21 protein-coding genes and 1 pseudogene are annotated in these 21,001 nt (G+C 38.1%); 5 read left to right on the top strand and 17 right to left on the bottom strand.

Annotation, left to right across the window (positions count from 1 at the left end):
* Window positions 1-80 precede the first annotated feature (80 nt).
* The 9 genes and pseudogenes from JCM10596_RS14885 to JCM10596_RS14845 form a co-directional block, all read right to left on the bottom strand.
* On the bottom strand, window positions 81-368 hold the full coding sequence (locus JCM10596_RS14885) for a hypothetical protein (RefSeq protein ID WP_025027821.1): 288 nt from the start codon (window positions 366-368) through the stop codon (window positions 81-83).
* A gap of 7 nt (window positions 369-375) precedes the next feature.
* Window positions 376-1,111, bottom strand: a pseudogene (locus tag JCM10596_RS25760) (GTP pyrophosphokinase).
* A gap of 67 nt (window positions 1,112-1,178) precedes the next feature.
* Window positions 1,179-2,543: a sensor histidine kinase gene (locus JCM10596_RS14875; RefSeq protein ID WP_051541335.1), complete on the bottom strand. Its 1,365-nt coding sequence runs from the start codon at window positions 2,541-2,543 to the stop codon at window positions 1,179-1,181.
* Window positions 2,540-3,217 (bottom strand): response regulator transcription factor, encoded by a 678-nt coding sequence (locus JCM10596_RS14870; protein WP_025027819.1) that lies wholly within the window; start codon window positions 3,215-3,217, stop codon window positions 2,540-2,542. The genes JCM10596_RS14875 and JCM10596_RS14870 overlap by 4 nt, the downstream gene beginning before the upstream one ends.
* A 148-nt stretch (window positions 3,218-3,365) precedes the next feature.
* The gene (locus JCM10596_RS14865) at window positions 3,366-3,944 is read right to left on the bottom strand and encodes an LOG family protein (protein WP_025027818.1); all 579 of its coding nucleotides are present in this window, start codon (window positions 3,942-3,944) and stop codon (window positions 3,366-3,368) included.
* A gap of 1 nt (window position 3,945) precedes the next feature.
* Window positions 3,946-4,296 carry an ASCH domain-containing protein gene (locus JCM10596_RS14860; protein ID WP_025027817.1) on the bottom strand — a complete coding sequence of 117 codons (351 nt, stop codon included), beginning with the start codon at window positions 4,294-4,296 and terminating at the stop codon, window positions 3,946-3,948.
* 130 nt (window positions 4,297-4,426) lie between these two features.
* Window positions 4,427-5,902, bottom strand: a complete 1,476-nt coding sequence (locus JCM10596_RS14855) for a protein adenylyltransferase SelO (protein WP_025027816.1) — start codon at window positions 5,900-5,902, stop codon at window positions 4,427-4,429.
* Between the two features lie 290 nt (window positions 5,903-6,192).
* Complete coding sequence (locus JCM10596_RS14850; protein WP_199900146.1) at window positions 6,193-6,711, bottom strand: YbhB/YbcL family Raf kinase inhibitor-like protein; 519 nt, start codon at window positions 6,709-6,711, stop codon at window positions 6,193-6,195.
* Between the two features lie 159 nt (window positions 6,712-6,870).
* Window positions 6,871-7,299, bottom strand: a complete 429-nt coding sequence (locus JCM10596_RS14845) for a winged helix-turn-helix transcriptional regulator (RefSeq protein ID WP_267879705.1) — start codon at window positions 7,297-7,299, stop codon at window positions 6,871-6,873.
* Window positions 7,300-7,437: 138 nt separating this feature from the next.
* Here JCM10596_RS14845 and JCM10596_RS14840 point away from each other — a divergent pair, with 138 nt between their 5' ends.
* Complete coding sequence (locus JCM10596_RS14840) at window positions 7,438-8,007, top strand: cupin domain-containing protein (RefSeq protein WP_025027813.1); 570 nt, start codon at window positions 7,438-7,440, stop codon at window positions 8,005-8,007.
* A 1-nt stretch (window position 8,008) separates the two neighbouring features.
* Here JCM10596_RS14840 and JCM10596_RS14835 read toward each other — a convergent pair whose 3' ends face one another.
* The 4 genes from JCM10596_RS14835 to JCM10596_RS14825 form a co-directional block, all read right to left on the bottom strand.
* Window positions 8,009-12,910, bottom strand: a complete 4,902-nt coding sequence (locus JCM10596_RS14835) for a DUF4132 domain-containing protein (protein WP_025027812.1) — start codon at window positions 12,908-12,910, stop codon at window positions 8,009-8,011.
* A 19-nt stretch (window positions 12,911-12,929) separates the two neighbouring features.
* Window positions 12,930-13,349, bottom strand: coding sequence for a hypothetical protein (locus JCM10596_RS14830; RefSeq protein WP_025027811.1), 420 nt, complete (start codon window positions 13,347-13,349; stop codon window positions 12,930-12,932).
* A gap of 18 nt (window positions 13,350-13,367) precedes the next feature.
* Complete coding sequence (locus tag JCM10596_RS28810; RefSeq protein ID WP_081792060.1) at window positions 13,368-13,520, bottom strand: GyrI-like domain-containing protein; 153 nt, start codon at window positions 13,518-13,520, stop codon at window positions 13,368-13,370.
* 106 nt (window positions 13,521-13,626) lie between these two features.
* The gene (locus tag JCM10596_RS14825; RefSeq protein WP_199900145.1) at window positions 13,627-14,208 is read right to left on the bottom strand and encodes a YbhB/YbcL family Raf kinase inhibitor-like protein; all 582 of its coding nucleotides are present in this window, start codon (window positions 14,206-14,208) and stop codon (window positions 13,627-13,629) included.
* A 324-nt stretch (window positions 14,209-14,532) separates the two neighbouring features.
* Between JCM10596_RS14825 and JCM10596_RS14820 the strand changes: the two genes are divergently transcribed.
* Window positions 14,533-15,591, top strand: a complete 1,059-nt coding sequence (locus JCM10596_RS14820; protein WP_025027809.1) for a DUF418 domain-containing protein — start codon at window positions 14,533-14,535, stop codon at window positions 15,589-15,591.
* A 70-nt stretch (window positions 15,592-15,661) separates the two neighbouring features.
* On the opposite strand, the gene JCM10596_RS14815 is transcribed toward JCM10596_RS14820, so the two are convergent.
* Window positions 15,662-16,459 carry an SDR family NAD(P)-dependent oxidoreductase gene (locus JCM10596_RS14815; protein ID WP_025027808.1) on the bottom strand — a complete coding sequence of 266 codons (798 nt, stop codon included), beginning with the start codon at window positions 16,457-16,459 and terminating at the stop codon, window positions 15,662-15,664.
* 179 nt (window positions 16,460-16,638) lie between these two features.
* Between JCM10596_RS14815 and JCM10596_RS14810 the strand changes: the two genes are divergently transcribed.
* Window positions 16,639-17,250 carry a TetR/AcrR family transcriptional regulator gene (locus JCM10596_RS14810; RefSeq protein ID WP_025027807.1) on the top strand — a complete coding sequence of 204 codons (612 nt, stop codon included), beginning with the start codon at window positions 16,639-16,641 and terminating at the stop codon, window positions 17,248-17,250.
* Between the two features lie 73 nt (window positions 17,251-17,323).
* Here the strand turns inward: JCM10596_RS14810 and JCM10596_RS28040 are convergent, their stop codons facing one another.
* The gene (locus JCM10596_RS28040) at window positions 17,324-18,340 is read right to left on the bottom strand and encodes an ABC transporter substrate-binding protein (RefSeq protein WP_025027806.1); all 1,017 of its coding nucleotides are present in this window, start codon (window positions 18,338-18,340) and stop codon (window positions 17,324-17,326) included.
* Window positions 18,341-18,480: 140 nt separating this feature from the next.
* Between JCM10596_RS28040 and JCM10596_RS14800 the strand changes: the two genes are divergently transcribed.
* Entirely contained in the window at window positions 18,481-19,065 is a 585-nt protein-coding gene (locus JCM10596_RS14800) for a helix-turn-helix domain-containing protein (RefSeq protein WP_025027805.1), read from the top strand.
* Between the two features lies 1 nt (window position 19,066).
* A complete protein-coding gene (locus tag JCM10596_RS14795; protein ID WP_025027804.1) occupies window positions 19,067-19,726 on the top strand; it encodes a chloramphenicol acetyltransferase in 660 nt (219 codons plus the stop codon).
* Between the two features lie 67 nt (window positions 19,727-19,793).
* Here JCM10596_RS14795 and JCM10596_RS14790 read toward each other — a convergent pair whose 3' ends face one another.
* Together JCM10596_RS14790 and JCM10596_RS30345 are read right to left on the bottom strand one after the other, a co-directional pair.
* Window positions 19,794-20,582 (bottom strand): ABC transporter permease, encoded by a 789-nt coding sequence (locus tag JCM10596_RS14790; protein WP_025027803.1) that lies wholly within the window; start codon window positions 20,580-20,582, stop codon window positions 19,794-19,796.
* The gene (locus JCM10596_RS30345; protein ID WP_234410522.1) at window positions 20,582-20,983 is read right to left on the bottom strand and encodes an ATP-binding protein DrrA1-3 family domain-containing protein; all 402 of its coding nucleotides are present in this window, start codon (window positions 20,981-20,983) and stop codon (window positions 20,582-20,584) included. The genes JCM10596_RS14790 and JCM10596_RS30345 overlap by 1 nt, the downstream gene beginning before the upstream one ends.
* Window positions 20,984-21,001: the final 18 nt, after the last annotated feature.

The following is a 21,001-nucleotide window of genomic DNA, read 5'->3' as shown; positions in this document are numbered from 1 at the left end:
GCAACTTGAAAAAAATAGAGGCTTGGGACAAAGATCCCAAGCCTCAAAAAACTTCAAATAAGGGTTAATCTATTACTGTATTACTGATGCTTCTTTTTGTTGAGTTGTTTTGTAAGATAAAATGATAGAATCAATGATGTAATCACAGCAAAAACAGGAAAGGAACGCTCCCACCAGCTGACCTGCTTCATGCCTCCCAATGACACTGTATTGCTTAAATGAGCTCTTGATGCAGATACCTCCTGAATATCGGGTGTATACAGCATCGTTTGTAAATAGCCATACAGCATGAATGAAACAGTGTGAATGAGGTACAAAGCTCCTAAACAAAGTACAAAAAGACTGATCCAACTGATTAGATTTCTCATTATTCTACTATTCCTTTAACGGGAGCAAAAGATCAAATGGCAAATGGAATCGTTCATTATTAATCACTAATTCATGAATATCGTCCTCGCTATTCAGTAATTCCTTCATTTCATTCATTTCTTTGTGTATTTTCTCCATTTTTTGATCCAATTGTGCAGCTGACTCTGCTGCCTCCTTTAATTCATTGATCAATCTTTGAGGAACTTCTTTATTGTATTTATAATAGATCTTATGCTCTAAGCTCGCCCAAAAATCCATAGCAATCGTACGAATTTGAACTTCTACACAAACTTGCTCCTCTCGATCCGTCATGAAGATAGGAACCTCTAAAATTAAGTGTAGGCTTTGATAACCATTGGGCTTTGGGTTTTTAATATAATCCTTGCATTCTATCACTTTGATGTCTTTTTGATTCTGTAGCATCGCGCTTAGTTCATAGATGTCCGAGATAAAAGAACACGTAATACGAATGCCTGCAATATCCTGTATGTTCTCCTTAATTGAAGGTAATGTTAGTGGATAGCCCTTCTTATATACTTTTTTCTAAAATACTTTCAGGTGATTTAATTCGCGATTTCACATGTTCAATTGGATTGTAATCATGGATGTACGAAAATTCCTGTTTAAGGATATCAATCTTTGTATTCATTTCATCTAAAGCAAATTTATACGTCATCATAAAACGAGTTAGCTCTGTTTTTAATAATTTGAGATTTTTCATATCGACCGTTCTGATAGCCATGATCCTTCTCTCCTTTTTTCATCTTTATCCATCTACACTTCTATATAAGCTCACTATACATCTCTTTCTATTTTTCCTGTATAGGCTGGAAGGGAATCCTTACACTAAATGTGGAGCCAGCCCCTTCTTCACTTTCAACATCAATAGTACAACCATGAATGGACAGGATTTTCTTCACAATGGACAAACCAAGTCCATTTCCCTTAATCGAGCTGCTCCTTGCTTGATCCACTTTATAAAATCGTTCAAAAAGATGTGGTATCGCGACTTCGGGAATCCCTTTGCCCGAGTCTTGAACTCTTACTATGATTTCATCGTTCTGCCTTTCTAAGCTGATTCCAATCGTACCTTCCTCATCAGAATACTTAATGGCATTGGTCAGCAGATTTAACCAGACTTGTTCGAATAAGTCTTGATCTGCGACCACCTCGATCGATGCTAAATCTAATTGAATGTGCAGATTTTTTATTTTCCATTGCGGCTCTGTTGCCAAGACAGTTCTTCTTAGCTGCTCATCCAATCTATATTTCACTGGATGATAGGGGTGATGCTCTGAATCAAGAGAAGCTAATTGTAATAAGCTCTCTCCTAATCTGGAAAGACGATCTGATTCCTGATAGATAATATCCAGATATTCTTTTTGATGCTCTTTAGGGATGACCTCATCTCGAAGTGCCTTCGTAAACCCTTTGATTGAAGTGAGAGGAGAATGAATTTCATGAGATACATTGCTGACAAAATCTTCTCTCATCCTATCAATTTTCTCTAATTCAGCCGCCATATAATTGAAGCTTGTGATTAATTCTCCTATCTCATCTTTGTTCTTACTCTTTAGACGCACGGAAAAATTTCCTGTCGCCATTTGTTTGGCAGCATGGGTCACTCTTTTAATAGGGTGAACCAGATGACGTGAAGCGAGTAGAATGAACAAGCTACCCATAAATAAAACGAGAAAAAGGGCAAATAGCGTGACCCGCTTTAGTGCTCTCACTTCTTCTTCATAATTAAAGTTGATAAATAACCCATATTTTTCATTATCAATTTCAATCGGCATTCCCACTAGTCTAGTTGCTTTCTTGCTTGAATAGGGCAGTAAAATCGGGACTTGCTCTGATCCACTGATAATCTCCTCTAACATTTCTTCACTCACTGAGAATGAAGGCTCTTTGTTCGAATAACGACTCCCATTTTGATGAACAAATAACACTTCAAAATTAAATTGATTGAGGGTTTCAATCATCGTCGGAATTTTATCATGCTCAGTTAAACTTACAAGCTGGGCAACTCCTGTCGTGACTTTATTGACTTCTTCTTCAAATATAACCTCCTGATGAAAAAACATAGAAGTAACAAAGTAAGAGGCGACCAAGCTTATCGTTACCACTCCGATAAAAGTCCCAACGATTCGGAGGTATAGGCTTTTTTTGATCATGATGATAACTCCTCCAAGCGATACCCTAACCCTCTAACGGTGGTAATCGTCAGTTCAGGAAACAAACTCAACTGCTCTCTCAGCCGTTTAATATGGACATCTACTGTCCGTTCATCCCCTTCATAATCATAGCCCCATATTTTTTCAATAAGTTGAGTACGAGTATATATTTTCCCTGGTGAACCAGCTAAAACAAAGAGCAGCTCACACTCCTTCTTTTTCAAATACAAAGTGTGGTTGTTAGAGTGTACAAGCAGACCTTCTACATCAATCACAACAGAGCCGAGTTTGACCCTTTTTTCTGAGCTTACATTGTACCGCTTTAACAAGGCTTTGACTCTTAGGACAAGTTCAACTGGATCGAAGGGCTTTACTAGGTAATCATCTGTTCCTGCTGTAAATCCTTTTACCTTATCCTTGGATTCTCCTTTGGCTGTCACCATCAGGATCGGTATCGACATAAACGATTTGATATCCTCTGTTAGTTCAATTCCATCCACATGGGGCATCATTACATCTACAATCGCTAAATCTATTTGCTTTTCAGCAAGCAGCTTCAATGCCTCTCTTCCATCGCAGGCTTCTGTCACTGTGAATTGGCTATTCTCAAGATATAAACGAATGAGTTTACGAATATGTATATCATCATCCACAACTAGAATGTTCGTATTCACTGCTGTTTCCACCACCCTCTATCTGTATTCCCTTTTCTACTAGAAGAATAACATAGTATTGTGAACTGAACATGAACTAAAACCAAAAAAACTCTTCCTCATAGGTGAGAAAGAGTCCTTCTACTCTTGTGCTATATCAAGTACCTTTTTAGAGCGATTGCTGAGTGTACGTCTTGATAGCTAGAGGTTGGAATAGGGTAAACCGATCTAATAAAGCCTTAGGATCTGATTCTAGGATGGCTAAGGAACGATATTTTTCTTGTAGAAATTGCTGTTCAACCATATGGTCGAGAAGACTCATCAAAGGATCATAGTAACGTTGGATATTAAGTAGTCCACATGGTTTCTGGTGTAAACCAATTTGTGCCCAGGTAAAAATTTCAAAAAATTCTTCTAATGTACCTGGACCTCCAGGCAGGGCAATAAATCCATCAGATAGGTCGGCTAATTTCGCCTTTCTTTCATGCATGGTATCTACGACATGCAGTTCTGTTAAATGCTGATGAGCGATTTCTCTCTCCTCTAGTAATCTAGGTATCACCCCTATGACCTTTCCACCTTCAGCGAGCACGGTATCTGCTATGGTTCCCATAATTCCCACACTTGCTCCGCCATAGACCAATGTAATTTCTCTTTGGGCTAATTCTTTCCCTAGTTGAACAGCTCCCTCCTTATATGCTTCGGATGCTCCACTACTTGAGCCACAAAAAACGGCAATACTCTTCATGCTATTCATGTACCTCACTAAATTCATGCACCCATACCTTCATGGTAGGAAGCCATGGCATTCCTGGATGATAAGACAAAATCACTTCCTTATATTCTTCAACCGTAGTATATCCTTCTTGACGAGCATGTTCATCTGTCAGCTCACCTAGAGACTGAGAGTAGACTCGCTCTACCCTAAATTTCTTGCCCTCTAGCTCCATAATCTCCCCTACATCAGCATACCTGCCGTTTCGGCGAGTCGCTGTTTTGCTTCCTTCGAGCACTTTGTTCACATCTTCTGGTTTCGTGACCAGCCGATCAATTGTACAGGTTTTTGGAGGTAATTCAAGATGTTCAGCATTCTTAGACATTGGAACAACTCCCTTCGTTTTCGCTTTATATCCAATTTTAAATATACCATATTTATGAAGAATGATTCTAATGAGAAAGCCCCTTCCGAAGTTTTGAGTCAGAAGGGACACTAAGGCACTTATTCATCAATCAGGTTCCACAAAATGTACGGTAGGGTCCACATGATGGATCAGGTGGTGCAGAATAAGCCTCCTGTTCAGGAGAATCTGCATACGGTTGGGAAAGAACATCAAGAAAACGTTCCATTACGCTGTAATCTCCGTCTTCTACTGCCGCTTTCAATGCTTCTTCAACCCGATGATTACGAGGAATTAGAGCCGGATTAGAGGTCCGCATTAACTCTTGTGAGGATTCTGTCGATTCCTTCTGCCTGCTTAATCTCTCCTGCCATTGTTCATACCACTGTGTAAATTCTGGGGTATCAAATAACACGTTCCCCTCCAGCTTACCCCCTGTTAGCGCACGGAAGGTATTGGTATAATCTGCACCATGCTTATACATCGCATCAAGTAAGTTTTTGATTAGCGTTTCATCTTCTTTTTCTTCGTTAAATAACCCCAGCTTAGCTCTCATTCCTGCAAGCCAATGACCATGATACAAGTCACCAAACTCCGATATCGCACCTTGTGCTATTTCAATCGCCTGCTCTTGATTTTCATGCAATAACGGCAGTAGGGTTTCAGCAAATCTCGCTAGATTCCAGCCCGCAATATAAGGCTGATTCCCATAAGCATAACGACCTCGCGTATCAATGGAGCTAAATACCGTTGCTGGATCATAAGCATCCATGAAAGCGCAGGGCCCATAATCAATGGTTTCACCGCCAATAGCCATGTTATCCGTGTTCATAACTCCATGAATAAAACCAACGAGCTGCCATTTGGCGATCAATTCCGCTTGTTTCTTAATCACTTCTTGAAGAAGGAAGAGATAGCGATTCATGTCTGCTTTAACGTCTGAAAAATGCCTTTCTATTGTGTAATCAGCGAGGGCTTGCAAATCGTTGGTTGTCCCCCACTGAGCAGCATATTGGAAGGTTCCGACTCTGAGGTGACTGCTAGCAATACGTGTTAAAACCGCACCAGGCAATTTAGTTTCACGAAGGACTGGTTCACCCGTTGTTACCACAGCTAGGCTGCGGGTCGTTGGTATCCCTAGTGCCTGCATTGCTCCACTGATAATATATTCACGCAGCATGGGACCTAAAGCCGCTCGCCCATCTCCTCCACGGGAGTATGGAGTTCGACCTGAACCTTTTAGTTGAATATCGTAGCGCTCTCCCTGAGGCGTGATCTGCTCACCCAGTAAGAGAGCTCGCCCATCTCCCAGCATGTTGAAATGCCCAAATTGATGCCCTCCATAGGCTTGAGCTAGTGGAGAGGCTCCTTCAGGAAGCTGATTACCAGCAAGTATTTCCACCCCTTCTGCACTCTGTAGCTCTTCACTATTCAACCCCAAGGTAGCTGCCAATCGAGAATTAAGAATAACCAACTTCGGTGAGCTTACAGGAGTTGGAGGAAGATCTGAAAAAAACAATTGTGGTAGCCTAGCATAACTATTGTCAAAATTCCACCCAGTTTCTACTTTCTCTTTGCTCTTAGTCATAGCATCTCCTTTAATATTAGACTTTCCTTCTCTCGCTTTGGTCATTATTTCCGTTGTAGATCATTTGATAAATCATATGTAAATAAAGTCCATACTTAAAGTTTCTACACCTACTCATTTATTATACCCTGTCACAAGTAACGTGAGTATACAGCCCATCAAGACGTTGCTGTAGGATTCTTCTTGCTTCTGTTTGATCCCATTATAACAGGAAAATGAGAAAACCACAGAGTTATTATATATCCTAACTCTGTGGCTTAAGTTGTGCTATTTAGCTTTTAAAGGTTGAGTTAATTATCATAGCTTCCTTTTAAAGTATATTGGGCTAAAATATGACCCTCCATTTGTTTATAAAGCTCATTCATTAGAAAACCATTTTCAAGATCTATCGTCTTGTCTAAAGCAAAGACATGAAGTTCATATGTATGTGGGGCATCTGGTGGCGTCATTCCACCATAAAAGCTAGATAATTCTGCACTTTGCTGTCCAGCCTGAATACTTGTCCAGCTGTTGACCCCTTGAATAAAATCGGTTGCTGTCTGACTTTCATTCTCTTTTAGCTCCGTTCGCGTGATATTGGCCGCTGTCCAATGAATCCATGAAAACCCTCCGCTAGGAGCATAGGCATCCTTATCCTCTAAAACGATAGCGTATGAAACGGTTTCCTTGGGAGCATTTTCGATTTTAAAGGGCAAAGAGTAGGTAGGCATTCCCTTTTCATTGACTTCCCCTCGCTTCCCATATTTATCCTCAATCACTCCATTAATAATCCCTGAGCTTGTTACAACCATGCTAGATACTTTGTTCATAAGAACCTCCCAATATGGATATTGTATAAGATCACTGCAGCTCTCTTATCTACTAAATAGAGTATATATTGAGAAAAAGTATGAGTAAATTACCCACTTTTTTGTGGGTATAATAAAGCTTCTACCGAAGTCCTTTCGAAGATGTCGTCTAGCCCCTCTTTAAAGGAGGTTTTTTGAAGATGTTTTGATAACACCCTTTTCGACAAGAAAATCCTCCATCCCATTTTCAAGCATAAAATCAATTCCCAGCGACTGCATAATAGTTAGAGCTTCTAGTATTTTTTTTCCACGCTTGGGTGTTAAAAAGTACTCTACTCTTAGAGGATATCCCTCAAAGACTTCTTTGTCTACAAAACCCATTTCGATCAGCTCTTTTAGCTGCTCCAACAGCATTTTCTGTGAAATCCCTGCAATATCCGCTTCAAGCCGTGATAATGATGTATTTCCTAAACGCAAACGCCATAAAATAATAGATTTCCATTTTCCCTTGATCATATCGTGCGTTAATTCTAAAGGACATGTAAACTTCTTTCTCATTTTCAAGACAATCACCCCTTTTTCAGCTCTAATGATTAGATCCCGTTTCACTTTATCCCCCGTGCCAAACGTCCAGTAAGACTCCCTCTTTTTAAAGAGGGGATCATCGACGCTAAGTACCTGTGAATGGTACCTTCCCTAGATATCAAGCATAGGATGATGTTAGCCACCTATGAAAGGAATGATTACATGTATCACGTGAATAACCCCTATTCCTATCCAAGTCCTTACTATGTTAACACATCCGCACCCTACTCACACAATATGCATCATGTCTATCAAACATATCCCTATCCTTACCCGATGAACATGCCTATGTATACTCCAGGCTTCCCCACACATTTTACTAGGATAAGGGATTATGGACCCGAACCTTTTGTTATTAATATTGAAGAAGTAACTAAGCAAAACAACACGTTTCGTACTGCTTTATGGACAGGAAGGCATCTGCAAATAACCTTGATGAGCATCAATGTTGGAGAAGACATTGGTTTAGAAGTTCATCCTCACCTTGATCAATTCATTCGGATCGAAGAGGGTCAAGGGCTCGTCAGAATGGGAGATAGGGAAGACAGATTGGATTTTCAAGAACATGTCTTTGATGACTTTGCTATCGTGATTCCCGCTGGTAAATGGCATAATCTCATCAATACAGGTGATAAACCGCTCAAATTGTATTCTATTTATGCACCACCAGAACATCCACACGGAACCGTTCATCAAACCAAAGCCATTGCAGAAGCGGCTGAACATGGCTGATTTAGCCAGATGATTTCACTAATTGCTCCAAGATATATGGATCTTTGATTTTTTGATCCTGTGCAAGCATGAGAATCTTTGATACTATTTCTGCTGTACGTGGGTCCTCATCCATGAAAGGAAGGAAGATTTTCCCTCTGTGCTGAGAGTGTACAGGTATAATGTTTATGGCTCCAGTTGCCTGTTTATAGACCATTGCACTGCCCAAGTGAACACGATACTCTCCTAGACTTCCTTTTATCTGAGTAAAATTCCCCTCCACTTTTGCATTTTCAATTTTTAGCAGCCTCAGTGATTCTCTTACTAACGCTTTTCTCATTTCGATAGTTGTTAAACTTGCTTCTGGATCTACTCCACCTACATGAGCCACACTGACTGCCAAATCTAGATCTCTCATTGTTTCAGAGAAAATGATCGTAGGTACCTTCTCAAGTTCAATATTCTTATATGTGTTCCGTTCAAAAAACTCAACCGTTTCTAGAGTAGGTGCTTCCACATCGGAAGGGGAGAACCAATCTGCAAGCGCATATATTCTCACAATGATATTCTGTTTGTGATAAACCTTTTGCAAACCTTCTTCATAACTTACTGTCCACATACGACTTTTGAGCAGAGCAGCCGTTTTTCTTGGTTGAACCTGGTGTCCCGCATAGCGACGAGATATCGTTCCTGCCGCTCGTTCATCAGCATTAGGCAAATATAGTTCTCTAAATACTTGTTTGAAGGGTTGTTTTACCTTGCGATCAAAAAGATCTCTTTGATAGCTGCTCCACTCACCACTCTCATAAAGATGTACAGGATGAGCAATATAGATTTCATTTTCAGGGTCAATGGGATAACGTTTCCCCTTGGCACTCTCTAATACTCCATCTTTATAGTAACCCAAATGCTCTCCCACTTTTAATACTAATGCCTGAAGCAAAGGAGAAATAACAGGATTTTCTATCATATTATGCAATTCAAATAATGTAAATGTACTTTCCATTTCCATCGAGCGCTCTAGCTCTGTTCTTGCTCTTTTATATTGGTTCTTCAGGCTTATCTTCAGCTCTTTCAATTGGACAATATATTCATGATTCTTATACTTGCTTGGGATGGATTTCAATTCCTTGCTCTGTTTCATTACTTTAATTTCAGGCATCCCATCAGGATGAATCACTAACTGAACCGTTAGATCATCCACTTCTTTAGGTTGAAGAAAAGGGTATACTTCTTTCATTTTCTTAGCTTCCATATCCCAAGTTAAGCGAATCACATCTTTATATCCTGCATTTCTAGCTAAGTTAGCTAACGCAATGCTTACGGTTCTAGACTCACTTGTTCTTCTTTGAGCTCCAAATGCTTTGCTTTCTAGTAAAAATTTTTGCAAAAATTCATATCTCTCTAGTACATCTTGTTCGTATGAATCTCTAAGTGGAATTAAAGTGTAGCATAATAGATGATCCTTATTTCTCTTTTCTTTCACTGATTTACACACTTCACCTAAGTCTAACCTTCCTAAAACCGCATCAGCAAATAGTTGAGACCTTCTATGGTTTGCTCCACCTGAAATATATTTGGCAGATCGATATAAAATCTGGAACCTTTCTTCCCCTAGTTGATTGTAAGCTTCCTTAAACCATTCAATATCGAAAGCTCCATCATAAAAGTCCTTCGGTGACACAGAGGAATAATGAGCAACGATGGTTTCCTTTTCTGCTGAGAACGTCTCGTTGATATGAGCATGAAAATACCAAGCAGCACTTCTTAGTCCTTCCCATTTTAGATGCTTTGCCACAATATCTAACCATTGCGGAGCGTACATCGCTGCTTCTAACAATCTTGCTTCCGTTATCTTTTTCCCTTGGAGTAGCTGCTTTAAAAGCTTTTCATCATCTTCTTGTTGGGGATGACAAGCCTTTAATAAGTAACTTAAGGCTTCCTTCTTAGATAATTGTTCTCCATAGGAAAAAATATACCCTCTGACAAAGGATTCTTTGTCTAAAGCTGAAAGGATTGCTACAAAATCCTCCATTCCCTCAAAATATTCTATTCCCATGGCAGGAACCGTTAGCTCTGTCGGAAGATCTCCTCTTTGCAACTCAATCTCTAAGATTTTATTGATTACTTTCTCTTTAATCGGGAGAATGAAAGGGTACTCTTGCACCAGTTTAGACCTGGTACTGGTAAGCTGAGAAATGTTATACTTTCTTCCATCTCGCACCATTAATTCTTTGTATACTTCATTTTGGTCTATTATTTTAAGCGCATAAGCCTTTAGCGTCTCTTCCAATGTTAAACGAAACTCCTTATACTCGAGAAGCTTATATAACTTAAACTTGAGTATAAAATAGGTTTTAAAAGAAAAATCATCGTAGACAACTCGATTCACCCAATTCAGCCAAGGAAACGTTAAAAAGTTCAGCAGACTCTTTTCCTCTTCCAATTTGTCTTCAGGGATAGAATGAATCATTCCATTCAGCATACGAATCACTATAGAAAAAATTTCTTTTTCACTATATTCCTCCCAATAAGCAAACATAATTTGGTGAATCTGTTTGGCATAGTCCAGCTTCTTTAACCATTGATCCATTTCTTTTATTTGCTCCATGGGATAAATGTCGTCTAGAAAGCTTTTTTTCCACCCCTCCGTCATGGCAATTTCTCGCATTTCCCAATCATATAGTTGATCAGAGTAATAGCTATAAAACCTATCTGAACTCAGATAGAATAATGCTTGAATATATTCCAAGCTACTTAAACCACTTTTTTTCAGATAATCTCTCCATAGCTCAGAAAGAGGATAGTGATCCAATTCTTTCACATTTTCTTGAGAAGTTGAATAAAGCCAATCTAATCTTGTACCAAGCAGGAACGTTTCTTTGGATCCATCATACCATTCTCGTTCATATTCATAATCCCTATGCTCATGGATCAGTTCAGATAAACCAAAGAAGAAATCTTTTATTCTTTCATCATCTGTAAACATATTTCTTAACGTAAAGTTGCGATTTTCCTTAATCTCATCAAGAAAAGAATGGTTTTCCTTAGGATCAAATAATCCAAATCCATTTTTCAAACTATCTTCTTCCGTTTGAGTAAGCTTGGCTAACAATATCTTTTCTTTTTCTGTTGGGTTTTTCAAACTTGAAATCTTAGACTTTAACATGTGAAAAAGGTTCGCTTGCTCTTGGTCTTCTCTTAGTTCCGTAAGGATTTCTAAAGCACCTAAGCGTTGTCGTTCATCCTTGCTTTGCAAGAGTCGATCCACACTGCCCTCAAGCTTCTCCATGTTTAATTTCATTAGAATATGGATGGCATTCTGTCTTAGAGAACCTGTTTTCAATTTTAATATCTGTTCTATTTTTTCTATTTCTGGTTTATGTAAATCCATCTCCATCATTATAGATAACGTCGTTTCTCGAACAGCCATACTTTTATCTGTTAAACTAGCAAAGATATATTCCCTTTGCTCTTGATTCTGCTCATCTAAAACAAAGTATTCGAGTAATTTTTTTCTTGTTTCTGTACTCATGAGATCTTGAAAACTGATTAACTGAGCAATCAACTGTGGATCCATATCATAGGCTATGAGATACATAAGTTTGTTTACAACTAAATCGGCAGAGTAGGTGATCGTCAATCCATCAAAAACAAAAGAAGAAAAGGTCAGTTCTTTTTTATTCAACTTAGTTAGAGCTTCACTAAATATAGTAAATTGACGCATTCTCTCTTGTTTATCTTCGAGTAACGGAATCCTTATAATTTTCATATAAAGGGAGCTGTTTCTTTGAGTGTAATCCCATTCGTATCGGCATTCATAAATGTAATTACTGAAGATAAAATATTGCAGTTCAACATCCTCCTGCTCTAAATATCGCTGCGCCATACTAAATCTAAACTCTTCATTTTGACTTTGAGTTAAAAAAGATTGAGCCACAATCTTCTGATAGGTTTCTCCGTTCTCCATAATATATTGAATCTTCTGTTCAACCTCTTGCTCTTCTGTAACAGCTGTTGCCCAAAGGCTTATATACAGCTTATTAACATCCTGACTTCCCATCCATTGATTACGAAGTTCTTCTTCTGTTAAACAGCGATAGGCATACTCAATACATTGTTTTACGACTCTTGTATTATTTGCTTCTAAATTTAGCCCTGTCCATACACCAAGGGCTCGTACAACTGAACTGTAGCGAATCAAATCATGTTCTAGCAAAATAGGTAGCATGTACTTGGTTGCCTCTAAGGTTCCTTCATCCATACTTTCAACTATACTCTGCCTTAAACCCTCTTGAAGTCTAGCTGCAATAAGTAGTTCACCCATCATTTTGTAGAACTCATGATGATGACTTAAGAAAATACCTCGAATAATCGTAGTGGAAAGAAAGGCTGTATTATTATCTCCATATATTATTTCTTTTAAGGCAGGAGTTACTTTTTCCGGATTATGATCAATCTCGTAGGCGAGGATGTCACTAATGATTCCAGGTTGGTATGAACTATTTCTTGTCGTTAGAACATCCATAATAGAAAAGTTATCCTGATATACTGCAATCAATTCCACTAGCTTTCTTATTATTCCCTCTATGTGAGGCTTTATATTGCTCGTTCGGAAAGGTCTGCGATTGTAGCCGACACTATAGGAGTATTCTCGTTTATGTTCAAGAATGTATTGAAAAACAGAGGCAGGATACTCTCCCAATAATGCTCTTGTAACATCAATCAATGGCTGAAAAAACAGATTCTCACTTCCATTTGCCATTGCTTCCAATTGAGATGTTATCTCACTTATTTGGTGTTCGCTCCTATAATATGGATTTTTGGCCATTGTAATAAGGGTCAATGATAGTTTTTTTTCTTGCTCATTCAATGCCTCTGCTTTTTGTTCAAGCTCCTCAAAATATTGTAAGTTTTCGTTCATATTATATCCTCTCTCCTTTTTACCACATTCTTCCCGCTAGCATCGTCAGTCTTATGAAAACAACTACATCTCCGTCTTTTAATAGTAGAGGTCGATCTAATTGTTCCAATTCCACTTCTTCAACAAACACCTTAAATATTCCGTCTTCAAAAGCTTGGATAGCAGCACGAACAGCTTGTGATGGATCAGCATTTTGATCGTTGTAGGTGGATTGAAAGCCTATTTTTCCTGTCATTCTATGTCGTTCCATCTCTTGTTCAGTCAGGTAATTGATAAAAGGGGTTTCTAATTCTTTACTATTAAACTGCTGAACTTGCTGCGTGATAATTTCAACAAGTAACTCTCTTAGGGTGTTCGGCGTTTTCGATAAGGTTACTTCACGGTTTGTAAGAAATTTATTCTTCTTTACTAAGCTTTTCACAGTGATATAGATCTTCATTTTTTTCTACCTCCAGCTTTACAATGATTTTACGGGTAGATAAATATCGAGAATATGTTTTTTTGTTGGATGTGTGTTGGGATTATTCATATACATCTCAAAAACATACCCATCATCAGGCTGCAAGCCGCTGTTTGGGAGCCATTCACCATAGACTTTTTTCCATTTCATTATTTACAAACTTTTTTAACCAAAAAAAATCCCTCATACTCTTAGTTTGAGGATTATAAAACATACTTCAATATTTATCTAAAAAACTTTTGCACCAATTATTTAGTTAATCATCATATCTCCCTTTTAAAGTGTATTGTTCCAAAATATGTCCATCCATTTTTTTATAAAGATCATTCATTAAAAAACCATTCTCAATATCTAACATTGTGTCTAAGGCAAAAACATGAAGCTCATAGATATGTGGGGCATCCGGTGGCGCCATTCCACCATAGAAGCTAGATAATTCTGCACTTTGCTGTCCAGCCTGAATACTTGTCCAGCTATTGACCCCCTGAATAAAATCAGTTGCTGTTTGACTCTCGTTTTCTTTAAGCTCCGTTCGTGTGATATTGGCCGCTGTCCAATGCACCCATGAAAACCCTCCACTCGGACCATAGGCATCCTTATCCTCTAAAACGATAGCGTATGAAACAGTCCCCTTTGGAGCATTCTCAATCTTAATTGGTAGAGAGTATGTTGGCATGCCACTTTCATTTACCTCTCCTCTTTTCCCATATTTATCTTCGATTACCCCATTCACAATACCTGAACTTGTGACAATCATGCTATTATCTTGAGTGCAACCCACAAGTATAAATACCAGACTAAAAACAAAAAACATAACGATGCTACTTCTTTTTTTCATAGAAACCTCCCTATATCTAATAGATGAATAAGATCACTGCAGCTTTCTTACTTATAGATATAGTCTATATTGGCATCATGAATGAGTAAATTACCCACTTTTTTGTGGGTATGATTTCCACGTGACAAACTCCTCTGTGTCTGTGCGCTATGTTCTAAGGATTGACGAATGAATCCTTAGATACACTCGCGCAACCGAAGATGATGATTTTCAAAACCAGAATTTTTAAGGTTATTGTAAGGTTAATATTACGAGGAGTTAAGATGAGTACTTTATTATACAGAGTATATTACATTTTTGAAAATGTTCTCAGGAGGGTTCTACATGAATGCATCTATACAAAAAGACAGAATTTTATCTTTAGATATTATACGAGGATTGGCATTATTAGGAATTTTATTTATCAATGTCAGCGCCTATATTATTGTTATCGAAGGGGCGCCAATGCCAGATTATAATAGAATGGACGAGCTTATCGAAATGGGAATAACGATCCTCGTCGAGAAAAAGTTTTTCTCCATTTTTTCTTTTTTATTCGGCTTTGGTTTTTATCTATTTACTTCTAATGCAGAGAAACGTGGGGATAAACCAAGGAGGCGTTTTGCTAGACGTCTATTGTCCCTTTTCTTACTAGGAGTTGTTCATATTATTATCTTTTGGGGCTCAATTCTCTCTATCTATGCATTAATTGGTTTTTTACTTATTCCGTTTTATCAAGCTAAAGTATCAACTATTTTAAAATGGCTTTCTAGTATTTTAGTGCTATATATTACAGCAAATTTACTCCTGCTTTCATCTCTACATGTGGAAGGTATTCTTCCTTTTATACACGCTATAGCAAATGATTCTGTTTTAATTTTCATCATGTTTTTAGCTGGTTTTTTAGCAGCTAAGTCTGGATGGATCATGAATATAGAGAAGCATAAGAAAAAAGTTCGATCACTACAGCTTATCGCTCTCATCCTTTTTATTAGCTTCTCCATTTTAACTTTGCTCGCCCTACAGAATCAAAACGAACATTTGAAATTAATTGTTTCGTTAGGTGCGCTACCAGCCACTGCCTTTTATTTATTGAGTTTGTTTTTCATATTAGAAAATGAAAAATGGCAACTTCGGCTTCTACCAGTCGCTCGTGTCGGACAGATGGCGTTCACAAATTATGTTCTTCAAAGTATTATTGGCGTTATGTTTATCTCACTCATGGGACTTGAAACCGTAACAATGAGGGATGTTGTCCTCATTACTATTCTTATTTACACGACCCAACTGATTTACAGTAGCATTTGGTTTAAGTTTTTTAGAATGGGACCACTTGAAAAGCTCTGGCGCTTTATGACTTACGGAAGGATGCCCCAAAAAAGCGGTGTTACTCTAAGCAGCTAGTCACCGCTTTCCCTTACAAGGGTATCATCTATTGGAAATTCATACTACACAAACCTCAACAAGTGAAAAGTTAGTTAGTTGTCTTAGATTGTGGACGTAGCATACCACCGACCAGTCGAAGCATTACTTTTTTTGGAACTAAGCGATTTATTTGAGAGTTAATATAATTCATGCACCCTGCAACAACATAAGATCGACTCGTCCCAAGTGAACGAAGTGCCACATCTACGACATGCTGTGGAGTCGCTTTCTTTCCGACTGATGCATCATTAGTACCTACAACATCAAAGAAAGCTGTTTCGGTTGAACCAGGGCACAGAGTAAGGAATTGAACGCCCCGATTCCGATTTTCCTCCCATAATGCCTGTGTAAACGAGAGTACAAAAGCCTTGGTTGCACCGTATACAGCCATATAAGGATCCGGTTGGAATGCCGCTGTGGATGACACATTAATGACCACGCCGCTTTTCTTCCTTAGCATCTCAGGTAAAAATAGATGAGTAAGCTCTACCACAGCCATAACGTTAAGCATAATTTCATCATGATTTCTGTCCAAGGATTGTTCCTCAAACAGCCCATGTGTGCCAAATCCAGCATTATTGATTACTATGTCAACACTACGCCCTCGCTCAATACATGCTTGATGAAGCTCGGCAGGGGCGTTGGCTTTGGAAAGATCAGAGACAATAACCTCTGTTTGGATTCCGTGTTTTTTTCTAAGTTTCTGTGCAAGATCATTGAGCTTGGATTCCGAGCGCGCTGTTAATATTAAATGACTCCCTTTGGCTGCCAATTCATGTGCAAATACTTCCCCTATCCCTGATGAAGCACCTGTAATAAGAGTCCATTTGTTATTCACTTGTTTCATATCTTCAATCCTCTCCGTTGTTTATTATTCTTTAGAAACAGTGTTTCTATTAGAAAACAGTGTATCCGAGAGGGAGAATATTGTCAACTTATTTGACTTAATCTAGAACCGTACACTATAGTACAGGTATGGAAACGTCCTTTCTATAAAAAATCCAAATGATCTAAGGGTGAGATCACATGAACACCAAAACCTATCAGGAATCGAAATTACAGCATACCGAGAATCTAAGAAACATCATTGTGGAAGCTGCTGCCAAGATCCTGCAAGATCATGGACCTGAAGCAGTCACTATACGTAGGGTTGCCGAAAAAATGGAATGTTCTACCAAGATTATCTATAATTTATTTAACAACAAAGATGGTTTGATTAAACTTCTATATCTAGAAGGCTGTAAGATATTAGCCAAAAACTTTGAGTCGGTAGTCAGGCAAGAAAATATAGAGCAGAATCTTCGAGAGCTTTGTGAAGCCTATTGGGATTTCGGACAAAATTATACCAATTATTATAAGTTAATGTTCGGTGGAGCTTTTAGTGAGTTTAAGCCAGAGGAGGAAAGTTTAAACGCCACAATAACAGCATTACAGCAGTTCATTACTCTTATTGCAGAGGCGATAGAAGCAGGACAAATTATAGAGCAAGACCCTGTACTAGTTGTTCATGTTGTATGGGCTTCTTTGCATGGAGTCATCCATCTCCATCTTGGAGGGCACATCGAAAACGTTGAAGCGGCAAAAGCCTTGTATGAAAAGTCCGTAACGAATCTGATTCACACATACCTCCGAAACTAAAATTAGTATCCATAAAATAAAGCTCCTGCTTTCTAGCAAGAGCTTTATTTTAGTTTGTTTAGCTACGAGAGATTCAATCAAGCAACGTTTCAACTACATGATCAATAACCATTGATCTTGCATGAGGAGATACTTGAATAAACCAGTCAGGGACGAGATGAATATTGCCCTCTTTAACCGCTTTTAGCTGATTCCAAACACCGCTTTCCGTCAGCAGCTTATATCTCTCTTTTGCTTGATCGTTTTGCTGGGAAGATGTATTAAAATCAAGAAAGAAATGGTCAGCATCGATGAATGCCAATGCTTCAAGTGTAATAGCCTCTCGTTTTTCTGGTACTCCATTTGCCGGATTTAGTCCCAAATCCTGATAAAGTGTACCATCAATAAATCGTTGATCAACCGTTCCATGAATTCGAAATTCTTTAGGTAAAACTCGTAGAAACGCTACTGTTTCCTGACCTAAAGAATCTCCAATTTTTTGTTTAGCTTCGGCTGCTTTTTCTTCATATTGCGCCATCCAAGCCTGTGCTTCCTTTTCCTTACCTAAAATCTCGCCAAATTTAAAATGGATTTCACGCCATTCATCATTTCCCAAAATGACCGTTGGTGCAATCTTGGAAAGTTCATCATACACAGTCCCTGCCTTTTCTTGACCAATGATCAGGTCCGGACTCGCTGCAAGGATCGCTTCTAAATTAAAATCATCGTCTTTTCCAACAAATTGAACATCCTTATATAATTCTTGAGGAAGGTGGGATGATACTTTTTCCTTTGCAAGCGACGCTTCGGTAGCTAAAACTGGTATCACGTCAAATACAAATAGATTATCAACGAAATTACTGCTTAATACGGCAATATGTTTGGGATGATTAGGGATCATTGTCGTACCCATGAAATGAGTAACCTCACGAAATTGTTCTTCTTGTTCTACTTGTTCTAATTTCTCTTCCTCCGTTGCACTAGTAGTACTCTCATTAGAAGTCTGCATATTCGATCCACATCCAGATAGTATGAGAATAAATATAATTCCTATGACAAATAAAGAATAGGATCGTAAAGATAAACCTGACGTATAAAGATGATTTTTCATATGTACCTCCAGCAATTTATTAAAAACCTAGCATCAATAATGATAATCATAATCAATTGGTGTGTCAAACTCTACGAAGCGTTGATTGAAAAATAATCCTTTGACAGTTACGCTAGATCTAACGGAAGGGGAAATAACCTATGGATTGTAAAAAAGTTGGAGCTCTCATTTTAAATGTGAGAAAAGAGAAAAACATGACACAGAAAGAAGTGGCTACTCGATTAAATATTAGCGATAAAACGGTATCAAAATGGGAGCGCGGTCTGGGATGTCCTGATGTGTCGTTACTCGGTGATCTATCTAATATACTGGGGGTCAATATTGAAAAAATCTTAATGGGCGATTTAGAAGAAAAGGAAACCGACGGAGGAAACATGAGACAAATTAAATTTTATGTGTGCAATAGCTGTAATAATGTGGTAACTAGTACAAGCGAGGCAGAAATCTCCTGTTGTGGGAGAAAACTTGATTCATTAGTAGTGAAACCTGAGGATGACGCTCACAACATAACTGTAACTGACATGGACAATGAATACTATGTCACAATAGACCACCCAATGAACAAAAATCATTATATATCATTTGTAGCTTTTGTAGGTTTCGATAAAGTACTATTGACAAAGCTGTATCCGGAACAAAATGCAGAATTATTTATTCCCAAAATGCACCGCGGCAAGCTATATGCTTATTGCAGCCAACATGGTCTTTGGGTGAAAGGAATATAATATGGAAGCAAAATTTACCCCTATTGATTTACAAACATGGCCTCGTGGTCAAATGTTCTATTATTTTACCAAGATGTCCCCTGCTGGATACTCTATGACTGTTGACTTAGATGTAACCAGGATGAGATTAGCTCTGAAGGAACGTAAACTAAAGTTTTTCCCTGCTTATCTGTGGCTGACTACAAAAATAGTGAATAAACAAGTGGAATTTAAAGTAGCTTTGAACAATGAAGTTCTTGGGTACTGGGATGTGTTGACACCACTCTATGCCACCTTTCATGAGGACGATAAAACCTTTTCCTTTATGTGGACGGAGTATCATGATTGTTTTTCTGCCTTCTATGAAAGCTATGTAAAAAACCAAGAGCAATACGGCAAGAATCATGGTGTTCTTGCCCAGCCAGATCGCTTACCTCCTGCAAACAGCTATGTTGTATCCTGCTTGCCTTGGGTGGAATTCAAACATTTTTCGTTTCATAGCTACGAGAATAAAGATTATTTTTTTCCAACGATCGAAGCTGGAAAATTTCATGAGAGTAATGGAAGAGTCCTATTACCCCTTTCGATTACGGTTCATCATGCTACAACAGACGGGTGGCATATAAAAAACTTCTTGGATGAGCTCCAGTATGAAATGAATCATCCAGAGAAATGGATGTAACCACAAGTAGTGTTGCCCCCTCTCACGGTGGGCAACCTTGTCTTAAGCTAATAGACACTGCTGGGTGCTACTCCATTCTCGGCAATACCACTTTTTTCAAACAAATCACATTCAAAACTAAAGTAATGACAATTAATAACATAACAGAGGCAATGTTTAAAAATAAATACTCCCCCGCATTTCCCGTTTTAAGGAAATAAACCCCATGTTCGACCAATCTAGCCGGACTCCAATGCATCCAGTTTGGTATTAATGATGTGATGAGCTTTAAAGTGATGATCGTAACCATGGATATAGCTGCAACAACTGATATATTTTTAAATAATGTACTAAATAAGAGCGTTAATGTAATAACAAAAATAAACCATAAGATAAAAAGTACAAAAGATGTAATGATTGTAAAAGTATTTACTTCCCCAAATAAAATTGTAGTGTAATACGTTGCACCTAAATATCCTATAAATAAAGAAAGGATGGTAAGTGAAGTAGTGGCGGCCCATTTGGCTGTTATATAATAGGAATAAGGTATCGGGCGTAAAAGGGTTAAGCTCATGATGCCATTGTTTCTCTCTGTAACAACCATTCCCATGAATCCTAATACTAGGACAAGTATGCCAATTTGGTCAAATTGACCTGACACAGTTGCAGCTAAGACCTCAACACTTGACTGATTTGGGATTAAAATAACACTCTCCTGAGGCAAATCACCATACTTTTGTAAAATATCAGGCAGATAATAGAGTGTAATTGGCTGAGAAAAACCTAATAATACAAAAACAAGAGGCAACCATAAAATCTTATAATTCCTAATATATTCCAAACATTCTTTTTTAAATAATACCAACCATTGCTTCATTATTTCACCATCTTTAAAAATATTTGCTCTAGAGTCGTTTGCATAATTTCAAACCTTTGCAAAGGGATTTTATCTTTTTCAATCTTTAACAATAAACTATTTCTCGCTCTAGCAATATCATTAACTTTAATACGTGCTTTATTTCCTAGAGCTTCTATTTCTTCAACAGTTTCCAATTCATCTTTTAATGACTCCGTCCATTGGTCAATGTTCTTCTCTGCTTCTATTATAAAGATGGGCTGTTGGTGTGCCTCTATCAACTCATTTAGTTTGTTGTTGACCACTAATTGACCCTTGCTAATAATAAAGACTTTATCACTTAGTTCTTGTACATCATGTAATATGTGAGTAGAAAAAAGAATTGTCGTTTCCTTTTTTACGTTTTTTAATAAATCAAGCATCTCCCGCCTACCTATAGG

Source organism: Caldalkalibacillus mannanilyticus JCM 10596, assembly GCF_000615945.1.
GTDB classification, from domain to species: Bacteria; Bacillota; Bacilli; order Caldalkalibacillales; family JCM-10596; genus Bacillus_AT; species Bacillus_AT mannanilyticus.
This window is presented reverse-complemented; position numbering and strand designations above follow the sequence as displayed.